Below are 17,374 nucleotides of genomic sequence, written 5' to 3' on the forward strand. Positions count from 1 at the left end.
GTGCTCCGGTTCAGCAGGACGGGTGGTAGACGTCGGTGATGTTCGCGGAGTTGATGATCTGGTGCGGCACCAGCAGCTTCTCGGGGACGGTCTCGCCCTTGATCGCCTTGATCAGGTACGGGACGCCGATCTCGCCGTAGCGCTCGGGGAAGTAGGCGGTGTCGCCGACCCACTGCTGGTTGGACTTGATGTCGCACCAGGACGACGGGTCGGCGCCCTGGCCCGAGACGAACAGATCCTTGGCGCGGCCCGCGGTCTTGGCGGCGGCGAGCGCGCCCTCGATCGCGTCGTCGTTGATCGCGGCGACGACGATCCGGTGCGCGCCGGGCAGCGTGGTCAGGACGTCGGCGAAGGTGGTGCGCGCCTGGTCGATCCGGAAGGCGTTCTCGGTCTTGAGGTTCTTGACCGGGCCGCACACCGACTCGAAGCCCTTGCGGTAGCCGCCCATGCGGGCGGTGTTGACCTCGCCGGCGTCGGGCTCCTCCATCGAGACGAAGGCGTCGTACTTGCAGTCGAACTTCTGCTTCATGTAGGTGCCGAGCGCCTTGCCCGCGAGATTGCCGGCGAATTCGTTGTTGGCGCCCATGAAGGACGTCTGGCACGAGCCCTGGGCGATGTCGATCGCGATGACCGGCACCGAGGGGCCCGCGGCGCAGATCGCGTCGGCCGACTTCGCGTCGGACTGGAAGTTGAGATAGCCCTTCACGCCCTGGACCTTGAAGTTCCGGGCGCAGGCCAGGGCGGTGGCGCCGTCGCCCTTGGAGTCGCAGTAGACGAGCGTCGCGCCCGCCTGCTTGGCCTGCTTCTTGATGCTGTCGCTGACCAGCTTGGAGAAGGGCACCGAGTCGTCGAGCGTGATCAGCCCGATCTTCAGTCCCTTGCCGCTGCCGGGCGCCGCCTGCTGGAACGCGACCGCGTCGCTCTCGCCGCTCGGCGCGGCCACCGAGGCGGTGCTCGACGCGGACGGGACCGTCTGCGAGGAGGCGCTGTCGCCGCCGGTACTGGCCTTGCCGGTGCTGCACGCGGTGGGCAGCACCATCGCGGTCGCACTGGCCAACACGGTGATCAGAAGCCTTCTGGATCGCATGGGAACTACCTTTCGGCTGACTCGATGCCCGCCGGACCGAGCGATGATGGACGCTCCGGAATGGATTCCAGCTCTTCCTAACCCCGTTCCGCACCGACCGTCAAGGCTCTGATCCAAACGGGTCGCGAGTCTTTTACTAGGTCAGAGCCTGATGGGGCGGATGGGGAGATCAAGTGGACACAAGTGGTTGACCGCCGCCCGGCGAAGTGCAAGCCTGGCATCGATTCCAGCCTGAGGAGACCCTATGTCGGATGCACCTAATGTCGCCGGGGCCGTCCCCGGAGTGATCCCGGAGACGCCGGCGACAGCGCCGACCCGCCCGCCGGGAACCCACGGCCCCGGACCGCGGATCGAGTGGATCGACGTCGTACCCGTACGCGCCCCGCTCATCGGCGACTTCCGCGGCAGCTACTACCACATGACCCACCGCGCGACGCTGGTGATCCGGGTCCACACCGACCAGGGCATCGTCGGCGAGGCGTACGTCGGCGACGAGGACGCGACCGCCCACGAGATCCGCTCCGTACTGCTCGACGAGATCGCCCCGCGGGTGGTCGGCATGGAGGTGCTGGAGACGGAGAAGTGCTGGCAGGCGGCCTATCCCGCCACCTTCGACATCCTGCGCGACCGCCGGATCGGTCTCGTGGCGCTCGCGGGCCTGGACACCGCGGTTTGGGACGCGGCCGGCAAATTCCTCGGCCAGCCGCTGTGGCGGCTGTGGGGCGGCGCCCGCGCCCGGGTGCCGATGACGGCCATCGGCGGCTACTACGGCGAGCCGCTCGGCCCGATCGAGGAGGAGATCACCTACTACCGCGAGGTGCTGGGCCTGGCCGGGATGAAGTTCAAGGTCGGCGGCCGGTCACCGGAGGTCGACGCCGCGCGCGTACGGGCCGCCCGGGCCGCCGCGGGATCGGACTTCGTGCTGTGCATCGACGCCAACCAGGGCTACACGGTGCCGGACGCCGTCGATCTCGCGCGGCGCCTGGAGGACCAGGACATCCGCTGGTTCGAGGAGCCGGTGATGTGGCACAACGACCGGCGCTCGCTGCGCGACGTCCGTTACCTGGGCGGGATACCCGTCTGCGCCGGGCAGAGCGAGCTGTCGGCGAGCGGCTGCCGCGATCTGATGGAGACCGGTTCCGTGGACGTGTGCAACTTCGACGCCTCGTGGTCCGGCGGCCCCACGGCGTGGCGCCGCGTGGCGGCGATCGCCTCCAGCTATGACGTGCAGATGGGCCATCACGAAGAGCCGCAGGTCAGCACTCATCTGCTGGCGAGCGTCCCGCACGGCACCTTCGCCGAGTGCTTCCACCCCAGCCGCGACCCGTTCTGGTGGAATCTGGTGACCAACCGCGGCGACCTGGTCGACGGCGAGATCGTCCTGACCGACCGGCCGGGTCTCGGCTGGGAACTGGACTGGGACTACATCGACAAGCACAGGATCGACAAGTGACCTCACCCCTGGACGACGGACTGCGCGGCGCCCGCGTGCTGGTGACGGGCGCGGCGGGCGGCATCGGCGCGGCGACCGCCGCCGCCTTCGCCGCCGCGGGCGCCCGGGTGGCCGCCGCGGACCTGCCCGGCCGGCCGCCGCCCGAGGGAATGGCGGCGGCGCTCGAGGCCGATCTGCGCGACCCGGCGGGCTGCGCTGATCTGGTGGGCGCCGCGGCCGGGCGGCTCGGCGGGCTCGACGTGGTCGCGCATCTGGCGGGGGTGATGCGGCGCCGCGCCGACCTCGGCGAGGTGACCGAGGAGGACTGGGACGTCCAGCACGACGTCAATCTCAAGTCCGCGTTCTTCCTGCTGCGCGCGGCCGGCGAGCTGATGACCCGGCAGGGCGGCGGGGGCCGGCTGATCGCCGCGGCCTCGCAGGGCTGGTGGAGCGGCGGTTACGGGGGCTCGGCCGTCTACGCGGCGACCAAGGGCGGCCTGGTCTCGCTCTGCCGCGGCCTGGCCCGTACGTACGGGCCTGCCGGGATCACCGTGAACACGGTCGCACCCGGCGCGATCGACACCCCGATGCTCACCACCGACCTGTCCCCCGGCGCGTTGGACGCGATCGTCGCGGCGACGCCGCTCGGCCGGGTGGGCGCGCCCGAGGAGGTGGCCTCGGCGGTGCTCTTCCTCGCCTCGGCCCGCGCCTCGTTCGTCACCGCCGCGACGCTCAATGTCAGCGGCGGCTGGCTGGCGTACTGACCGGCCAGGACGAGGAGGCCGACGACATGGAATTCCTGGTGACGATCCGCCAGGACTGGACCGCCCTCCGCGATCTGCCCGACCTCGCCGCGCTCGTGGAGGAGGAGCGGCGTACCGGGCGGGAACTGATCGCGGAGGGTGTCATCGTACGGATCTGGCGGGTGCCCGGGCAGCGCGCCAACATCGGCGTCTGGCGGGCCCGGGACGCCACGGAACTGGTGGCGCACCTGGACCGGCTGCCGCTGCGCCGCTGGCTGGACGCGGAGGTGCGGGCGCTGGCCGCACACGAGTTGGAGGCGCCATGACCGCGGGCAGGGGCGGCGCGCACGCACGGACGCGCCGTACGGCGGCCGCGTCGGGCGCGGTCGCGGCACGGCGCGGGGCGCGGCGCGGGGCACGGTCAGTCCATGTGCCAGACCTCGGCGGCCTCGATCAGGCCGCCGTCGGGGCCCAGGTGCTCGGCCAGCACGTCCTGGAACCACGCGGACCAGCGGGCGTTGACCTCGGTGGCGCCGACCTTGCCGAAGGCGGTGGCCGCGTCCGGCTCGCACTCGGCGTAGGCGATCACCGTGGTGCCGCGGCGGAAGAGGCTGTAATTGCGTACGCCCGCGTCGCGCAGCGCGGCCACCAGCTCCGGCCAGATCTCGTCGTGCCGCCGCTGGTACTCCTTTTCGCGGCCCTCGATCACCGTCATGAGAAAACAGATGCGCTGCACTGCGGCTCCTCCCTTTCGGCCCGATCCGGACGACGCCTTGCGTTCGGCCGGATGCTCCGGCACTGTACTGGAACGGATTCCAGTACGAGAAACGATTCCAGTGCTGTTTTCAGGTCTGCATTCGGGTCCGCTTTCAGGATCGCTTCCCGGCACGATTCCCGTGCCGCGCCCGGCGCCGGCCTCACCGTCGGCGGCCGGAGCGGCCGGGCCGCCCACGGCCGGTGCGACCGGAGGGCGGGAGCGGCCGGAAGTACCGGAAGAATCAGCCGTACTGAGTCCCGACCCTGTCAGAGTCCGAGCGGAGAGCACTCGATGCGCCTGTCATGCGCTGACTACACCTGGCCCCTGCTGCCCCACGGCAGCGCACTGGACATCGTCCGCGCGCTCGGCTGCGAGGCGGTGGACATCGGCTTCATGACGGGCCGCTCGCACGTGCGCCCGGAGACCGCCCACGGTTCGATCGGCCTGGCCGCGGGCGCGGTCCGGGAGCGGGTGGAGTCCCGCGGGCTCGCGGTGGCGGATGTCTTCGCGATTCCGGCGGCCGATTTCGAGAGCCTGGCACCGAACAATCCCGACGCGCGGCGGCGGGAGCTGGCGATGGAGTTCTTCGCCGACGCGGTGGACTTCGCGCGGGCGGTCGGCGCGCCCGGTCTGACGACGCTGCCCGGTGTGGTCTTCGGCGACGAGCCGTTCGAGCAGGCCCTGGAGCGTTCGGCGCAGGGGCTGCGCCGCCGGGTCGACCTGGCGGGCGCGGTGGGCCTCGCGCTGTCGGTCGAGCCGCACACCGGTTCGCTGATCGACACCCCGGACAAGGCGGCCCGGCTGCTGGCGGCGGTCCCGGGTCTCATGCTCACCCTCGACTACGGGCACTTCGTGTACGGCGGCAGCCCGCAGGAGGACATCGACCCGCTGCTCCCGCACGCCAGGCACCTGCAGTGCCGGGCGGCCCGCCCCGGTGTGCTCCAGGCGCGCGTCGCCGAGGACACCGTCGACTGGGCGCGGGTGGTCGCCGCGCTCGGCGCCGGCTACGACGGCTATCTGGCGCTGGAGTACGTCTGGCAGGAGTGGATGGACTGCGACCGTGTCGACACGGTCGCCGAGTCCGCGCTGCTGCGCGACGTGCTGCTGGCCGCCGCTCGCGCGACCGCCGGGGCAGGTGCCCGATGAGTACCGAGCCGACCCGCCGCGGGCGCAAGGCCGCCAAGACGTCCCCCGCCGCCTCCGCGGCCCCCGCTCCCGCGGCCGCGCCCGTCGCGCCGTCCCGGCCGCCGGCCGCGATCGCCGACCGGGCGGGCATGCGCCAGGTCGCCGACCGCGCCGGTGTGGCCATGTCGTCGGTCTCCCGCGTGCTGTCCGGCCACCCCGATGTCAGCGCCGCGATGCGCAGCCGGGTGATGGCGGCCGTGGAGGAGCTGGGCTACGAGCCCAACATGCTGGCGCAGATGCTGCGCAAGGGTGCGACCCAGACGATCGGCTTCGTCGTCGGCGACATCTCCAACCCGCTGCTGGCGCAGATCGCGCTGGGCGCCGAGGTGGCGCTGCGCGCGGCCGGATACGCGATGCTGCTGACCAATTCGGTCAACCAGCCCAATCTCGACGCCACCCATATCCGGCTGCTCCAGCAGCGCCGGGTGGACGGCCTGCTGCTGTCGCTGTCGGACGAGACCAACGACCAGACGATCGAGGCGCTCAGCGCGACGCCCACTCCGAGCGTGCTCATCGACCGGGATCTGCGCACCCGGACCGAGGAGAGCGCGGTGCTGTCCGACCACGCCGCGGGCATCACGCAGGCGGTGGAACACTTGGTCGGCCTCGGCCACCGGCGGATCGCGCTGATCGCGGGTTCGCCGCACGTACGGCCGACCCGGGAGCGGATCAACGCCCTGGAGGAGGCGGTCGAGGCGCATCCCGAGGTGCACGCGCAGGTGCGGCCCGGCGCCTTCACCGAGGTGCACGGCGGTGCGGCGACCCGGGAGCTGCTCGACGGCCGGCGTCCGCCGACCGCGATCATCGCGGGCGGCAACCAGATCCTGGTGGGGGTGCTGGGTGAACTGGCCGCCCGTCAGGTGCGGATCCCCGACGACATCTCGCTGGTCACCTGCGACGACGTACCGCTGGCCAAGTTCTTCACCCCCACGCTGGCCACCATCGGCCGTGATCCGTACGAGATGGGCGCCGAGGCCGCGGCGCTGCTGCTGGCCCGCTTCGGCGGCGCCGAGCCGGGCGTCATCACACTGCCCACCAGCTTCACCGGAGGGCGCAGTTGCGCCGCTCCGCCCCGAACGGCACCACCAGCGCAGGGAGAGCGACCGTGACCACCGCAACGACCGACGCCGCAACCCGCGAGCAGTTGCTCGACATGCAGCGCCGGATGCACGAGATCAGGTTCTTCGAGGACATCACCAAGGACTGGTTCAGCCGTTCCCTCGTCCGCGGCAGTACGCACCTGGGCCAGGGCCAGGAGGCGGTCTCCGTGGGCGTCACCTCGGCGCTGCGCGAGGGCGACACGACGACCTGCACGTACCGCGGCCACGCGACCGTACTCGCGCAGGGCGCGCCGCTGGACCGTGCCTTCGCCGAGATCCTCGGCAAGGAGCAGGGCCTGTGCGGCGGCAAGGGCGGCTCGATGCACCTGACGGACCTGAGCGTGGGGGCACTCGGCTCCTTCGCGATCGTCGGCGCCCATCTGCCGGTCAGTACGGGCGCGGCGTGGGCGGCGCAACTGCTGGGCACCGGGGCGGTGAGCGCCACCTTCTTCGGTGACGGCGCCGCCAACATCGGCACCTTCCACGAGGCGATGAATCTGGCGGGGGTGTGGAAGCTGCCGGTGCTCTTCGTCCTGGAGAACAACCTCTACGGCGAGTACTCGCCGATCGCCACGACGACCGCCAACACCGATCTGCGCGTGCGCGCGGACACCTACGGCATGCCGGGCATCCGGGTCGACGGCAACGATGTCGAGGCGGTGCTGGAGGTGGCGCGGCAGGCCGTCGAGCGGGCGCGGGCCGGAGGGGGGCCCACGCTCATCGAGGCGATGACGTACCGCCAGTCGGGCCACTCGCGCTCCGACCCGGCCGCCTACCGGCCGCCGGGCGAGCTGGACGAGTGGCTGGCCCGCGACCCGCTGCTGGTGGCCGCCCGGCGGCTGGGCGAACTCGGTGTGTCCGAGGCGGAGCTGGACGCCGTGCGCGACCGGGCGCAGGAGACGGTACGGGCGGCGGCCGACCGCGCCCTGGCCTGGGACGAACCCGCGGCGGACCGCCGCTTCGACGACGTGTGGGAGACACGATGAGCACGGACACCCTGACCCCGGGCCTGGTGCGGATCAACTACCGCAAGGTGATCGCGCGGGCGCTCGCGGACGAGCTGGCCACCGATCCCACCGTGGTCTTCCTCGGTGAGGACGTCGGTGTGGCCGGCGGCGCCTTCAAGGCCACGGAGGGGCTCAAGGACCGGTTCGGCGACCGAGTGCGGGACACCCCGATCTCCGAGCAGGCCATCGTCGGCACCGCGGTCGGCGCCGCGCTGATGGGGCTGCGCCCGGTCGCGGAGATCATGTTCGCCGACTTCGCCGGGGTCTGCTTCGACCAGATCGTCAACACCCTGGCCAAGTACCGCTACACCACGGGCGGACAGGCCAAGGTGCCGGTGACGATCCGCATGTCGAACGGCGCCGGTTCCGGCTTCGGCCCGCAGCACTCCCAGGCGGCGGAGAACTGGTTCCTCAATGTGCCGGGGCTGAAGATCGTCGTCCCGGGCACGGTGGAGGATCTGTACGGGCTGCTGCGGTCGGCGATCCGGGACAACGACCCGGTGCTGGTCTTCGAGCACAAGAATCTCTTCGCGCTCAAGGGCGAGATCCCCGCGGAGCCCGACGACTCCTTCATCGTCCCGATCGGGGTCGCGGACGTGGTCCGGGCGGGCGACGACGTGACGGTGGTCGCCACCCAGCAGATGCGGCACCGCGCCGTGCAGGCCGCCGATCTGCTGACCGCGCACGGGATCTCGGCCGAGGTCATCGACCCGCGCACCCTGGTCCCCTTCGACATGGAGACGGTCCGCGCGTCCCTGGCGAAGACCTCGCGGCTGCTGGTCGTCCAGGAGGGTCCGCCGGACGGCGGCTGGGGCGCGACGCTGGTCGCCCGGACGGCGGCCGAGAACTTCGAACTCCTCGACGCCCCGCCGCGGCTGCTCGCCTGCGACCCGACGCCGGTGCCGTACTCGGGTCCGCTGGAGGACGCCTGGCTGCCGGACGCGCAGCGGATCGCCGACGCGGCCGAGCGGCTGGTCGACTACTGACCGCCGCCCCTCCCCCCCGGCGGCCCGTCCGCCGGCCCCTTCACCACGCCCTCGCCCACCTCGCCCCGCCCCGGCCGGACGCCGCCGCGCGCCGTGGCCCGCCCGACGCGTGCCCGAAAGCCCGGCACCAAAAGCCACGAAAAGGGCACGAAAAGTCTCCGAATCGCCCACACCACGCTCAACAGGACCGACCTCGGGAGTGTTCATGGAGAACGACGAAAGGCACGGCCTCACCAGACGCGGCTTCCTCGGCGCGACCGCCGGGGCGACCGCGGGCACGGCGCTGCTGGCCGTGGGCACCGGTCCCGCGGCCGCGGCGGCGGGACCGGCCGACACCGTGCGGGCGGCCACGGACGCCTGGCCGATCGCCGAGCCGTACCCGCCGGTGCACGGCGGCGGCTTCACCGGGCCGCGGGTCAAGGAGTCGCCGGACCCGCTGGTGGCCTACCGCTGGCCGGACCCGAAGGCCGACGACGGGCTCCAGGTGTACCGGCTGCGGCCGGCCGCGGTGGTGGCCGATCCGCCGGAGTCCTTCGGGAATCTCTCGTCCGTCACCACCGCGCGCTGCGATGTGGCGGTGCGGGGCACCGGCTCGATCCGGGTCGACTTCGGCGTGGAGAGCCCGGCCTGGCTGGAGTTCGACAGCCCGGATTTCTCCGGCACGGTGGAGCTGAGCATCAGCGAGTACAACGTGCCGGGCAAGGTCAACCCCGGTCCCCCGCACCCGGACAAGACGCTCGCCCCGCAGCGCTACGGCGACACCTTCCGGCTGGAGCTCAACCCCGACCTGTACGAGGGCGTGCGCTTCGGCTGGATCCATGTGCGGACCTTCGACCAGCCGTGGCACATCACCGCGGTGCGCGCGGTCTGCCAGGCCAAGCCCACCAATTACAACGGCCGGTTCGCGTGCAGCGACCCGCAGCTCACCCGGATCTGGTACGCGGGGGCGTACGGGGTCCGGGTGGGGTTCCAGCACGACTACATGGGCGCGATCCTGATGGACCGCGGCGACCGCTACGGCTGGTCCGGCGACTGCAACCCGATCCAGGCCGCCGCGCTCGTCGCCTTCGGCGACACCGACTTCGTGAAGGCCAATCTCGCCAGGACCGCCGACGACAACCAGGGCATCGAGTCGTACTCGCTCTACTGGGTGCTGAGCCTGCTGGAGTACCACCGGCACACCGGCGACGCGGACACACTGCGGTCCTACATCGACAACGTGCGGGGCAAGCTCGATCACGCCGAGACGCTGTACGCGGCGCCGCAGAGCACGTTCTTCGGGTGGGACGAGCGCCTGGGCGCCGGCTTCGAGGCGCCCAACCGTCCGGAGACGGCGGCCGTCTACCGCGGCATGTACCGGCAGGCGTGCCGGGAATTCGCCGACGCCATGGACGGCATCGGGCGCTCCGACGTCGCCGGTCCCTACCGGGCGGCGGCCGACCGGCACGACGCCGAACTGCACGCCGATCCCGACTGGTTCGGGCCGCTGGGCGTGCACGCCCGCGCGCACGCGGTCAACGCCCGCTCGATACGGCCGCGGGAGCGGCAGGGTGTGGTCGCGGGCGAGTTCGACGACCGGCTCAACCGGCTGTCCTTCTCGACGTTCAACCAGTATCCGATCCTGCAGGCGATGACGGCGCTCGGCCGTACCGACGACGCGATCGTCACCGCGCGCGACAACTGGGGCGGCCAGCTCGACTACGGCGGGACCACGTTCTTCGAGGTGTACCGGCCGGACTGGAACAAGATCCTCGGGCCCAACGACCCGGTGCCCAACAGCCAGTCCGGCTGGACCAGCCTGTCCCACCCCTGGGGCGGCGGCGTCACCGCCTGGCTGTCACACGACGTCCTCGGCATCACCCCGCGCTCCCCCGGCTACGACACCGTGGACGTCTTCCCGCGTCCCGGCCGCACGCTGAGCTGGGTCTCGGGCAGCGTCCCCACCCCGCACGGCGATGTGTCGGTGTCGTACGACATCCGGACCGGCAGCGGCACGCTGCGGATTCCGCCCGGCTCGCGCGGACGGCTCGGCATCCCGTCCGACGGGCGCAAGGTGCGCGTGGTGCGGGTCGGCAGGAAGGTCGTCTGGGACGGGAGGTACCGGCCGGTGCCGGGGATCGGCGCCGCGTCGGCGGACGGCGACAGCGTCGTCCTGGACGACATCGCGCCCGGCACGTACACGCTGAGCGTCGTCCAGCAGGGACGGCGGCCCGCCGCGCACCGGCCGGGGCCGATGCGCTACCCGATGCGGTTCGCCGGACAGGACCGGAAGACCGCCGGCGACTGGGGCGGCGTCTACGGCCGCGACGGCCAGGTGCTGTTCAACTACGACGGCATGGGCCACGACCGGAGCGACCTGCCGGATTACGTCGAGTCCGTCTCGGTGTGGCGCACCGGCTGGAGCGGCGCGCGGGACGCGGTGTGGGTGGCGGGCACGGACGAGCGGCGGGCGCTCGCGGCCGACCGGAGCAACGGCGGGGCGCGGGCCGCGGCCTGTGTCTACACCACGACGCCGAACCCGGGCGGGATGACGATGCCGGTCGACATCGCGGTGCGGCCGAACACGTCCTTCCAAATGGCGCTGTACTTCGTGGACTGGGACTCCACCGCGCGCCGGCTCGCCGTCGAGGTGTTCGACCTGGCGACGCGGAAGCTGGTGGCGCCGGAGCAGTTGGTCGACGACTTCCACGGGGGCGCCTGGCTGGTCTACGACTGCGACCGGTCGGTGCGGGTGCGCGTCGCGCATGTGCTGGGTGACAACGCGGTCCTCAGCGGCGTCTTCTTCGGACCTGCCGGGTCCGCCGTCCCCCGTTGAATGCCGCACCTGCTCGCCGCACCCCACCCCGTCCTCGGTCGACCTGCTCGGCCTGCTCAATCTGCTGTGGTGAACGACCTGCTGTGGTGAACGACCATCGAAGGAAAGGCTGATGCCATGAAACGCATACCCTCCGGCCTGTCCCGACGCGGCTTCCTGGGCTCGGCGGCCGGCGCGGGAGCCGCCGCCGCGCTCGGCGCCGCGCCGCACGCGCTCGCGGCGGACCGGGCGCCCGCCGCCGCGGACGTGCCCTGGCTGCCGTCGTATCTGGACGGCCGCCCCGTGGCGACCCTGCGACTGGACGCGCGGGACACCGGCCCCGTGCTGCGGCACGGTGACGGCCCGGGCCGCTGCGACATCTACGGCGCGCGCGACATCTGGGTCTACCGGGACCGCGGCACCCTCTACATGAACTACGACGGTGCCGGCGACGACGGCTGGCTCGCCTGCCTGGCGACCAGCCGCGACGGCAGCACCTGGGCCAAGAAGGGCCCGGTGCTGCAACTCGGCGCACCCGGCTCGGACGACGGCGGTTCCGCGAGCTACGGCGTCACGTACGAGGCAGCGCCCGGCGACTGGCACATGTTCTACCTCGGCACCCCGAACACCTCGCCGCCGCCGGACCGCATCCCGGCCTTCCCGTATCTGACGCTCAAGGCGCACGGCCGCGGTCCTTCGGGGCCGTGGACGAAGCAGCCGGACGTGGTGCCCTTCCGGCCGGTGCCCGGCACGTACTGCTCGACCACCGCGAGCCCCGGCCAGATCGTCCGGCACCGGGGCGAGTATCTGCAGTTCTTCAGCGCCTCGACGCAGAACGCGGCGGGCACGCAGCGCACCATCGGCATCGCGCGCACCAAGGACCTGGGCGGGTCCTGGCGGATCGACCCGGAGCCGATCGTGCCGCTGGACGAGCAGATCGAGAACACCTCGCTGTACTACGAGCCCGCGAACGACACCTGGTTCCTGTTCACCGACCACATCGCGCTGGACTCGTTCGGCGAGTACACCGACGCGGTGTGGGTGTACTGGACCCGCGATCTCGAGCACTGGGACCCGCAGGACAAGGCGGTCGTGCTGGACCGGACGAACTGCGCCTGGTCGCCGTACGTCATGGGCCTGCCGTCGGTGGTGCCGGTGGGGCGCAGGCTGGCGGTCTTCTACGACGGGCGGCCGGCGCCCGACGTCTCGCACATGGGCCGTGACGTGGGTCTTGCCTGGCTCGATCTGCCGTTGCGCCCGCCGCGGGGCCCGGCAGGGCCGAACCTCGCACGCGGCGCGCGGGTCACCGCGTCCTCGACGTATCCCGGCTACGCCCCGGAGCGGGCGGCCGACGGCCGGACCTCGACGCAGTTGGGCGGCGACTACAGCTGGACCAACGCGGAGGGCGGCGCGCTGCCGCAGTGGCTGGAGTTGGAGCTGCGCGGGCCGCGGACGGTCGGCCGGGTCGATCTCTACACGACGAGCGGCTACGAACTGCGCGACTACCGCGTGCAGCGCTGGGACGGCCGGGCGTGGGCGGATCTCGCCGTCGTCACCGGCAACACCTCCGCCTATCGCGTGCACACCTTCGCCCCGGCGCACTGCGAGCGGGTGCGGGTGCTGACCGGGAGCGGGCCCGACCGGCAGCCGGGCTACGGCCGGATCAACGAGGTCCAGATCTTCCCGCCCGGCCACTGATCAACCGCCCGACCGCCACTGACTCGCGGCCGGTCGCCCGGCCGGCCCGCGCGCAGAAAGCGGTTTCTGGACGGGCTTCGCCGACTCATTGACATGCATCTGTCAGTAAGGTTACCTATCAGACCACTACTGCTGCTCCGGAAGGTACGCCTGTGAAACGGTTACGCCTAGCCCTGGCCGCACTTGGGGTCGCAACGGTCACGGTCACCGCCGCCGCCACGCTCACCGCGCCGGTCTCCTCGGCCGCGAGCACGGCCGCCGCGGCGGGGCCGACGGCGAGTCAGCTGCTGTCCAAGGCCCAGTCCTGTACGCCCGCGTCGAACGGCAACTACGCCACCGACGAGGGCGGTCCCGCGACCGTGTCGATCTGCAAGAGCGGATCGGCCTATGTGTGGACGTCCGACATGGACATCGACTGCGACGGGATCACCACGTCCCGCTGCAACAACTCCACCGACCCGTCGTACTTCAACGAGACGTCGTTCCAGACCTCGACGGGCCAGTTCTTCACCGCGGACGTCACGCACTACTACGTGATCCCGCTGCCCAGCTCGCGCTTCAACTACCAGAACGCGGGCATCTCTCCGGGCAGCGTCGCCGCCGTGATCTACAACAACAAGGTCGTCTACGCCGTCTTCGCCGACGAAGGTCCCGACGACATCATCGGCGAGGCGTCCTACGCGACCGCCACGGCGCTCGGCATCGACCCGAACCCCGCCACGGGAGGCACCGAGGGTCCGGTGACCTTCATCGTCTTCCCGGGCAAGGTGCCGAGCCCGGTGGAGAACAACACCACGATCGACTCGGTCGGCTCGTCGGCCGCCACGTCGTGGGTCGGCGGCTCCACGACCCCGCCGCCCACCGGTGGCGGGACCGGGCCGATCCGCTCCGGCTACGCGAACAAGTGCGTGGACATCAATGCCGCGAACAGCGCCAACGGCACGGCCGTCCAGCTCTACGACTGCAACGGCACCAACGCGCAGAGCTGGACCGTCGGCAGCAACAACTCGCTCCAGGCACTGGGCAAGTGCATGGACGTGACCGGTGCCGGCACCGCCAACGGCACCAAGGTGCAGCTCTACGACTGCAACGGGTCCGCGGCCCAGAAGTGGACCCGCAGCGGCAGCACCCTGGTCAACACCGGGTCGGGCAAGTGCCTGGACGCCACCGGGCCCAGCAGCGCCAACGGCACCAGGCTGCAGATCTGGACCTGCGGCGGCGGCACCAACCAGCAGTGGACCCTGCCGAGCTGACGTCCCCCGGCAGGACGCGAGCGGCCGAGCCGCCGTTCCCCGTGCCGCGTACCGCACGGGGAACGGCGGCTCAGTGCCGCCCGGGCGGCGCCGCGACGAGGCCGAGCACGCGCGCGCCGTCCGGTGCGGACGCCGGATTCCCGGGCGCGGCGGCAGGGATCCGCTCCAGGACGCCGCCCGCGAAGACGTCGTAGAGCGGCAGCGTCTCCAGGTGCACATAGCCGATGTGGCAGTCGCAGACCGCCAGCGGGCAGCCGCGCGGCGCGAGCGCCGCCCGGTAGGAGCCGTCGTAGAGATTGCCCAGTTCCGCGCGGACGAAGTGGCAGCGTCTGACCGTGCCGTCGCCGTCCACCGAGATCACCGATTCGCCGGTGCGGCAGGGCAGTCCGGCCGAGCGGTGCGGGTGGCGGCTGTAGCCGAAGAGCGGGTCGAGCGCCGTCCACTGCTCGGCCTCGGCGTCGGTGTACGTGTGGCCTTCCGCCGCGTTCACCCACAGGTAGACATGGCCGGGCAGCGCGGCGCGCAGCCGTCCGGCGTCCTCGAGATGCTCGGGCAGGCCGACCACCCCGACGCTGAACCGGACGCCGTGCGCGGCGACTTCACGTGTCTTCCGGAGAAAGCGGTCGTAGGGCGTCTGGCCTGGGTGGTAGGTGCACCACAGGGCGAGGGTGTCCGGATCGGCGTCCGCGAGCCAGTCGGTGCGGCAGCTCAGATTGGTCTGGATCGCGACCCGCTCGATGTGCCGCTCGTGCGACAGTGCGGCCAGGGTGTCGCGGTACCAGGAGCGGACCAGGCCCTCGCCCCACGGCGTGAACAGCAGGGACAGCCGGTCGCCGGACTGCTGCCGCGCCCAGTCGGCGAAGCGGCCGAGCGCGGCCCGGTCGGTGCGCAGTTGGGCGGGGGTGTCGCGGCGCTTGGCGAAGGGGCAGTACGGGCAGTCGTAGTCGCAGGAGGCGAGCGGGCCGCGGTAGAGCAGCGTCAGGTCCATGCCGTGCTCCTGTCTCCGGTCCTCGGACCGCCCGGCCGCACTCGGCCCCGTCCCGGTCTCGTCCAGGTCGCGCCGCCGGTCCCGTAGCCGGTCATGTCAACGGTCATGGCGCCGGTCACTTCGGCTCGTACGCGGCCATCGCGGCCCGCACCTGCGGCGAGAACAGTTCGGGGCCGAGCGCGTCGGAGTGGGCGAGTCCGTCCGCCGACAGCTTGAGCAGGCCGGTCGTACGGGCCGGTCCGTCGAGCCAGCCGCGGGCGGTGAAGCGGTCGATCTCGGCGGCGAAGTCGGTGAGCGGGTCGGCGCCGAAGCGCGCGCGGTAGTCGGCGACGAGCATGCCGTCGGCCTGGAGCAGCGACTGGAGCAGGTGTCTGCGGCGCGCCTCGTCGGCGTCGACCCGGCGGCCGATCACGGCGTGGCCGAAGTCGCGGGTGGCGGTGTACTCGTCAATGATGCCGCGGATCTCGCGCATGTCGACGGCGTAGTCGAAGGAGTAGTGCAGCGCCGCGGTGTACGAGCGGGCGCCGCAGCCCAGGCCGATCATGCCGTCGGTCTGGCAGGCGTGGTCGTCCGGCCCCTGGGGGGCCGCGTCGGCGCGGCGGAACATCCGCATCGACACCTGCCGGTAGCCGTGCGCCAGGAGGTGGTCGCGGCCCTGCCCGTACAGCCGCAGCCGTTGCTCGTCCCAGGCCGGGTCGCCGACCGCGGTCCGGCCTTCGAGGCCGGTCCTCGGCCGGACGTAGAGCGGGTAGAGATACAGCTCCTCGGGCTCCCAGCGCAGCGCGGCGTCCAGCGAGGTGCGCCAACTGGCCGCGGTCTGGCCGTCGATGCCGTAGATGAGGTCGATGTTGAGCACCGGGATACGCGCGTCCCGGATACGGGCGAGCGCCGCTTCGACGTCGGCGCGGCGCTGGGGCCGGACGGCCGCTTTCGCCTCCTCGTCCACGAAGCTCTGCACGCCCAGGCTGAGCCGGGTGGTGCCGCGGCTGGCGAGGACGGCCAGCCGGTCGGCGGTGGCGGTCGCGGGTGACGCCTCGACCGAGAGCGGGATCGCCCGCAGGTCGGCGCCCATCCGCCGCTCCGCGATGTCGCAGAGCCGGTCGAGTTCACCGGCGGTGAGGAAGGTGGGGGTGCCGCCGCCGAAGGCCGCGGTGGCGAAGCGTATCGGCCCGTCGTCGCCGAGCGCGTCGCGCACCGCGGTGGCCTGCCGGTCGAGCGCGTCCAGGTAACGGGTGGTCAGCTCGCCGGGGGCACCGATCCGGGTGAAGAGATTGCAGAAGCCGCAGCGCACCTCGCAGAAGGGGATGTGCAGATAGAGCGAGAGCGCGTCCTTGGGCTCCGTCCGCCACAGGTCGCGCAGGGCGGGACGGTCGGGCAGCGGGCGGTAGGCGGTCTTGTGCGGATACGCGTAGACGTAGCTCTGGTACGGGCTGCCGGGGTCGGGTGCCGGTGTGGTGGGCCGGGGCGCGGCCGTCGGGATGGCGACGGCTCCTGTCGTAGCGGCGGTGGCGGTGGGCATGGCGTTCATGGCGACGGCTCCAGGAAGAAGTGGGCGTAGGGCACCGTCCAGACCGCCTCGTGACCGAGGCGGTGACCTGTGTAGCCGTCGTCCCCATAGGTGGTGCCGTGGTCGGAGCAGACGATGGTGAAGCAGCGGCGGCGGGCGGACGCGGCGTGCAGCAGCCGGCCGATGTGCCGGTCGATGTATTCGAGTGCCGCCGCGTGCGTGGCCCGGGTGTCACCGGCCGCGCGGGTGGCGCCCGGGGTGTGGAACCAGTTGGGCTGGTGCAGCGCGGAGGCGTTGACGAACAGGAAGAGGCGTTGCCCGGCGGGCAGTCGGGCGACGACCTGTTCCGCTCGCTCGACCTGCGCCTCGAAGGAGGTCGGTGAGGCGACGCCGAATTCCGGCTCCCAGTGGCTCTCCTGGAACAGTCCGGGCAGGACGTCGCCGAGCGCGCCGCGCTTGTTGAAGAAGCCGACGCCGCCGATGCAGACGGTGCGGTAGCCGGCCGCCGCGAGGCCCGACACCAGGTCGGGGGTGTCGAAGACAAAGGTGCGGGGCTCGGTGGTCTCGCTGCCGGCGAAGCGGGCCGCGAACAGCCGTGGATGCGGTCCCGGCGCGGCCGGGGTGGGCAGGAATCCGGCGAAGATCGCCTGGTGGGAGGCGTAGGTGAAGCTGCCGGGCGCGTGCCGTTCCTCCCACCGGCCGCCGGGCAGATGGCGGGCCAGATTCGGGATCCGGCCCGCCGCCGCCAGTTCCGCGGCCACGTCGTGGCGCAGTGTGTCGAGGGTGATCAGCAGGATGTCGTCGCGGCCGACGACCTCGTTCATGTCCGGGATCTCC

General features: G+C 72.1%; 15 protein-coding genes. 10 read left to right on the forward strand and 5 right to left on the reverse strand.

The window, feature by feature from the left end:
- Positions 1-10: 10 nt before the first annotated feature.
- A complete protein-coding gene (locus BM076_RS18620; protein WP_093714720.1) occupies positions 11-1,087 on the reverse strand; it encodes a sugar ABC transporter substrate-binding protein in 1,077 nt (358 codons plus the stop codon).
- Positions 1,088-1,331: 244 nt separating this feature from the next.
- Here BM076_RS18620 and BM076_RS18625 point away from each other — a divergent pair, with 244 nt between their 5' ends.
- The 3 genes from BM076_RS18625 to BM076_RS18635 are packed head-to-tail and all read left to right on the forward strand — an operon-like array spanning position 1,332 to position 3,588.
- Complete coding sequence (locus BM076_RS18625; protein WP_093714721.1) at positions 1,332-2,540, forward strand: mandelate racemase/muconate lactonizing enzyme family protein; 1,209 nt, start codon at positions 1,332-1,334, stop codon at positions 2,538-2,540.
- Complete coding sequence (locus BM076_RS18630) at positions 2,537-3,283, forward strand: SDR family NAD(P)-dependent oxidoreductase (protein WP_177246505.1); 747 nt, start codon at positions 2,537-2,539, stop codon at positions 3,281-3,283. Before BM076_RS18625 ends, BM076_RS18630 begins: the two co-directional genes overlap by 4 nt.
- Positions 3,284-3,309: 26 nt before the next feature.
- The gene (locus BM076_RS18635) at positions 3,310-3,588 is read left to right on the forward strand and encodes a muconolactone Delta-isomerase (protein WP_093714722.1); all 279 of its coding nucleotides are present in this window, start codon (positions 3,310-3,312) and stop codon (positions 3,586-3,588) included.
- Between the two features lie 95 nt (positions 3,589-3,683).
- Here BM076_RS18635 and BM076_RS38185 read toward each other — a convergent pair whose 3' ends face one another.
- Complete coding sequence (locus BM076_RS38185) at positions 3,684-4,307, reverse strand: L-rhamnose mutarotase (RefSeq protein WP_322935929.1); 624 nt, start codon at positions 4,305-4,307, stop codon at positions 3,684-3,686.
- A 3-nt stretch (positions 4,308-4,310) separates the two neighbouring features.
- On the opposite strand from BM076_RS38185, the gene BM076_RS18645 reads away from it, so the two are divergent.
- The 7 genes from BM076_RS18645 (at position 4,311) to BM076_RS37560 (ending at position 14,042) form a co-directional block, all read left to right on the forward strand.
- Positions 4,311-5,165, forward strand: a complete 855-nt coding sequence (locus BM076_RS18645; RefSeq protein WP_177246506.1) for a sugar phosphate isomerase/epimerase family protein — start codon at positions 4,311-4,313, stop codon at positions 5,163-5,165.
- Positions 5,162-6,313: a LacI family DNA-binding transcriptional regulator gene (locus BM076_RS18650; RefSeq protein ID WP_093714725.1), complete on the forward strand. Its 1,152-nt coding sequence runs from the start codon at positions 5,162-5,164 to the stop codon at positions 6,311-6,313. Before BM076_RS18645 ends, BM076_RS18650 begins: the two co-directional genes overlap by 4 nt.
- Positions 6,310-7,290, forward strand: a complete 981-nt coding sequence (locus tag BM076_RS18655) for a thiamine pyrophosphate-dependent dehydrogenase E1 component subunit alpha (protein ID WP_218160084.1) — start codon at positions 6,310-6,312, stop codon at positions 7,288-7,290. Before BM076_RS18650 ends, BM076_RS18655 begins: the two co-directional genes overlap by 4 nt.
- Positions 7,287-8,297, forward strand: coding sequence for an alpha-ketoacid dehydrogenase subunit beta (locus BM076_RS18660; RefSeq protein WP_093714726.1), 1,011 nt, complete (start codon positions 7,287-7,289; stop codon positions 8,295-8,297). The genes BM076_RS18655 and BM076_RS18660 overlap by 4 nt, the downstream gene beginning before the upstream one ends.
- 205 nt (positions 8,298-8,502) lie before the next feature.
- Positions 8,503-11,112 (forward strand): alpha-L-rhamnosidase C-terminal domain-containing protein, encoded by a 2,610-nt coding sequence (locus BM076_RS18665; protein WP_143120592.1) that lies wholly within the window; start codon positions 8,503-8,505, stop codon positions 11,110-11,112.
- Between the two features lie 117 nt (positions 11,113-11,229).
- On the forward strand, positions 11,230-12,789 hold the full coding sequence (locus tag BM076_RS18670; protein ID WP_093714728.1) for a galactose-binding domain-containing protein: 1,560 nt from the start codon (positions 11,230-11,232) through the stop codon (positions 12,787-12,789).
- Between the two features lie 152 nt (positions 12,790-12,941).
- Positions 12,942-14,042 (forward strand): glycoside hydrolase family 75 protein, encoded by a 1,101-nt coding sequence (locus BM076_RS37560; protein ID WP_245796141.1) that lies wholly within the window; start codon positions 12,942-12,944, stop codon positions 14,040-14,042.
- Between the two features lie 70 nt (positions 14,043-14,112).
- Here the strand turns inward: BM076_RS37560 and BM076_RS18680 are convergent, their stop codons facing one another.
- The 3 genes from BM076_RS18680 to BM076_RS18690 all read right to left on the reverse strand — a co-directional run bounded on the left by BM076_RS18680 (position 14,113) and on the right by BM076_RS18690 (position 17,361).
- Complete coding sequence (locus BM076_RS18680; RefSeq protein ID WP_177246507.1) at positions 14,113-15,030, reverse strand: STM4011 family radical SAM protein; 918 nt, start codon at positions 15,028-15,030, stop codon at positions 14,113-14,115.
- Positions 15,031-15,145: 115 nt separating this feature from the next.
- A complete protein-coding gene (locus tag BM076_RS18685) occupies positions 15,146-16,549 on the reverse strand; it encodes an STM4012 family radical SAM protein (protein ID WP_093714830.1) in 1,404 nt (467 codons plus the stop codon).
- Positions 16,550-16,554: 5 nt separating this feature from the next.
- Positions 16,555-17,361, reverse strand: a complete 807-nt coding sequence (locus tag BM076_RS18690; protein WP_093714831.1) for an STM4013/SEN3800 family hydrolase — start codon at positions 17,359-17,361, stop codon at positions 16,555-16,557.
- Between the last annotated feature and the right edge of the window lie 13 nt (positions 17,362-17,374).

Source organism: Actinacidiphila alni (genome assembly GCF_900112845.1).
Lineage (GTDB): Bacteria > Actinomycetota > Actinomycetes > Streptomycetales > Streptomycetaceae > Actinacidiphila > Actinacidiphila alni.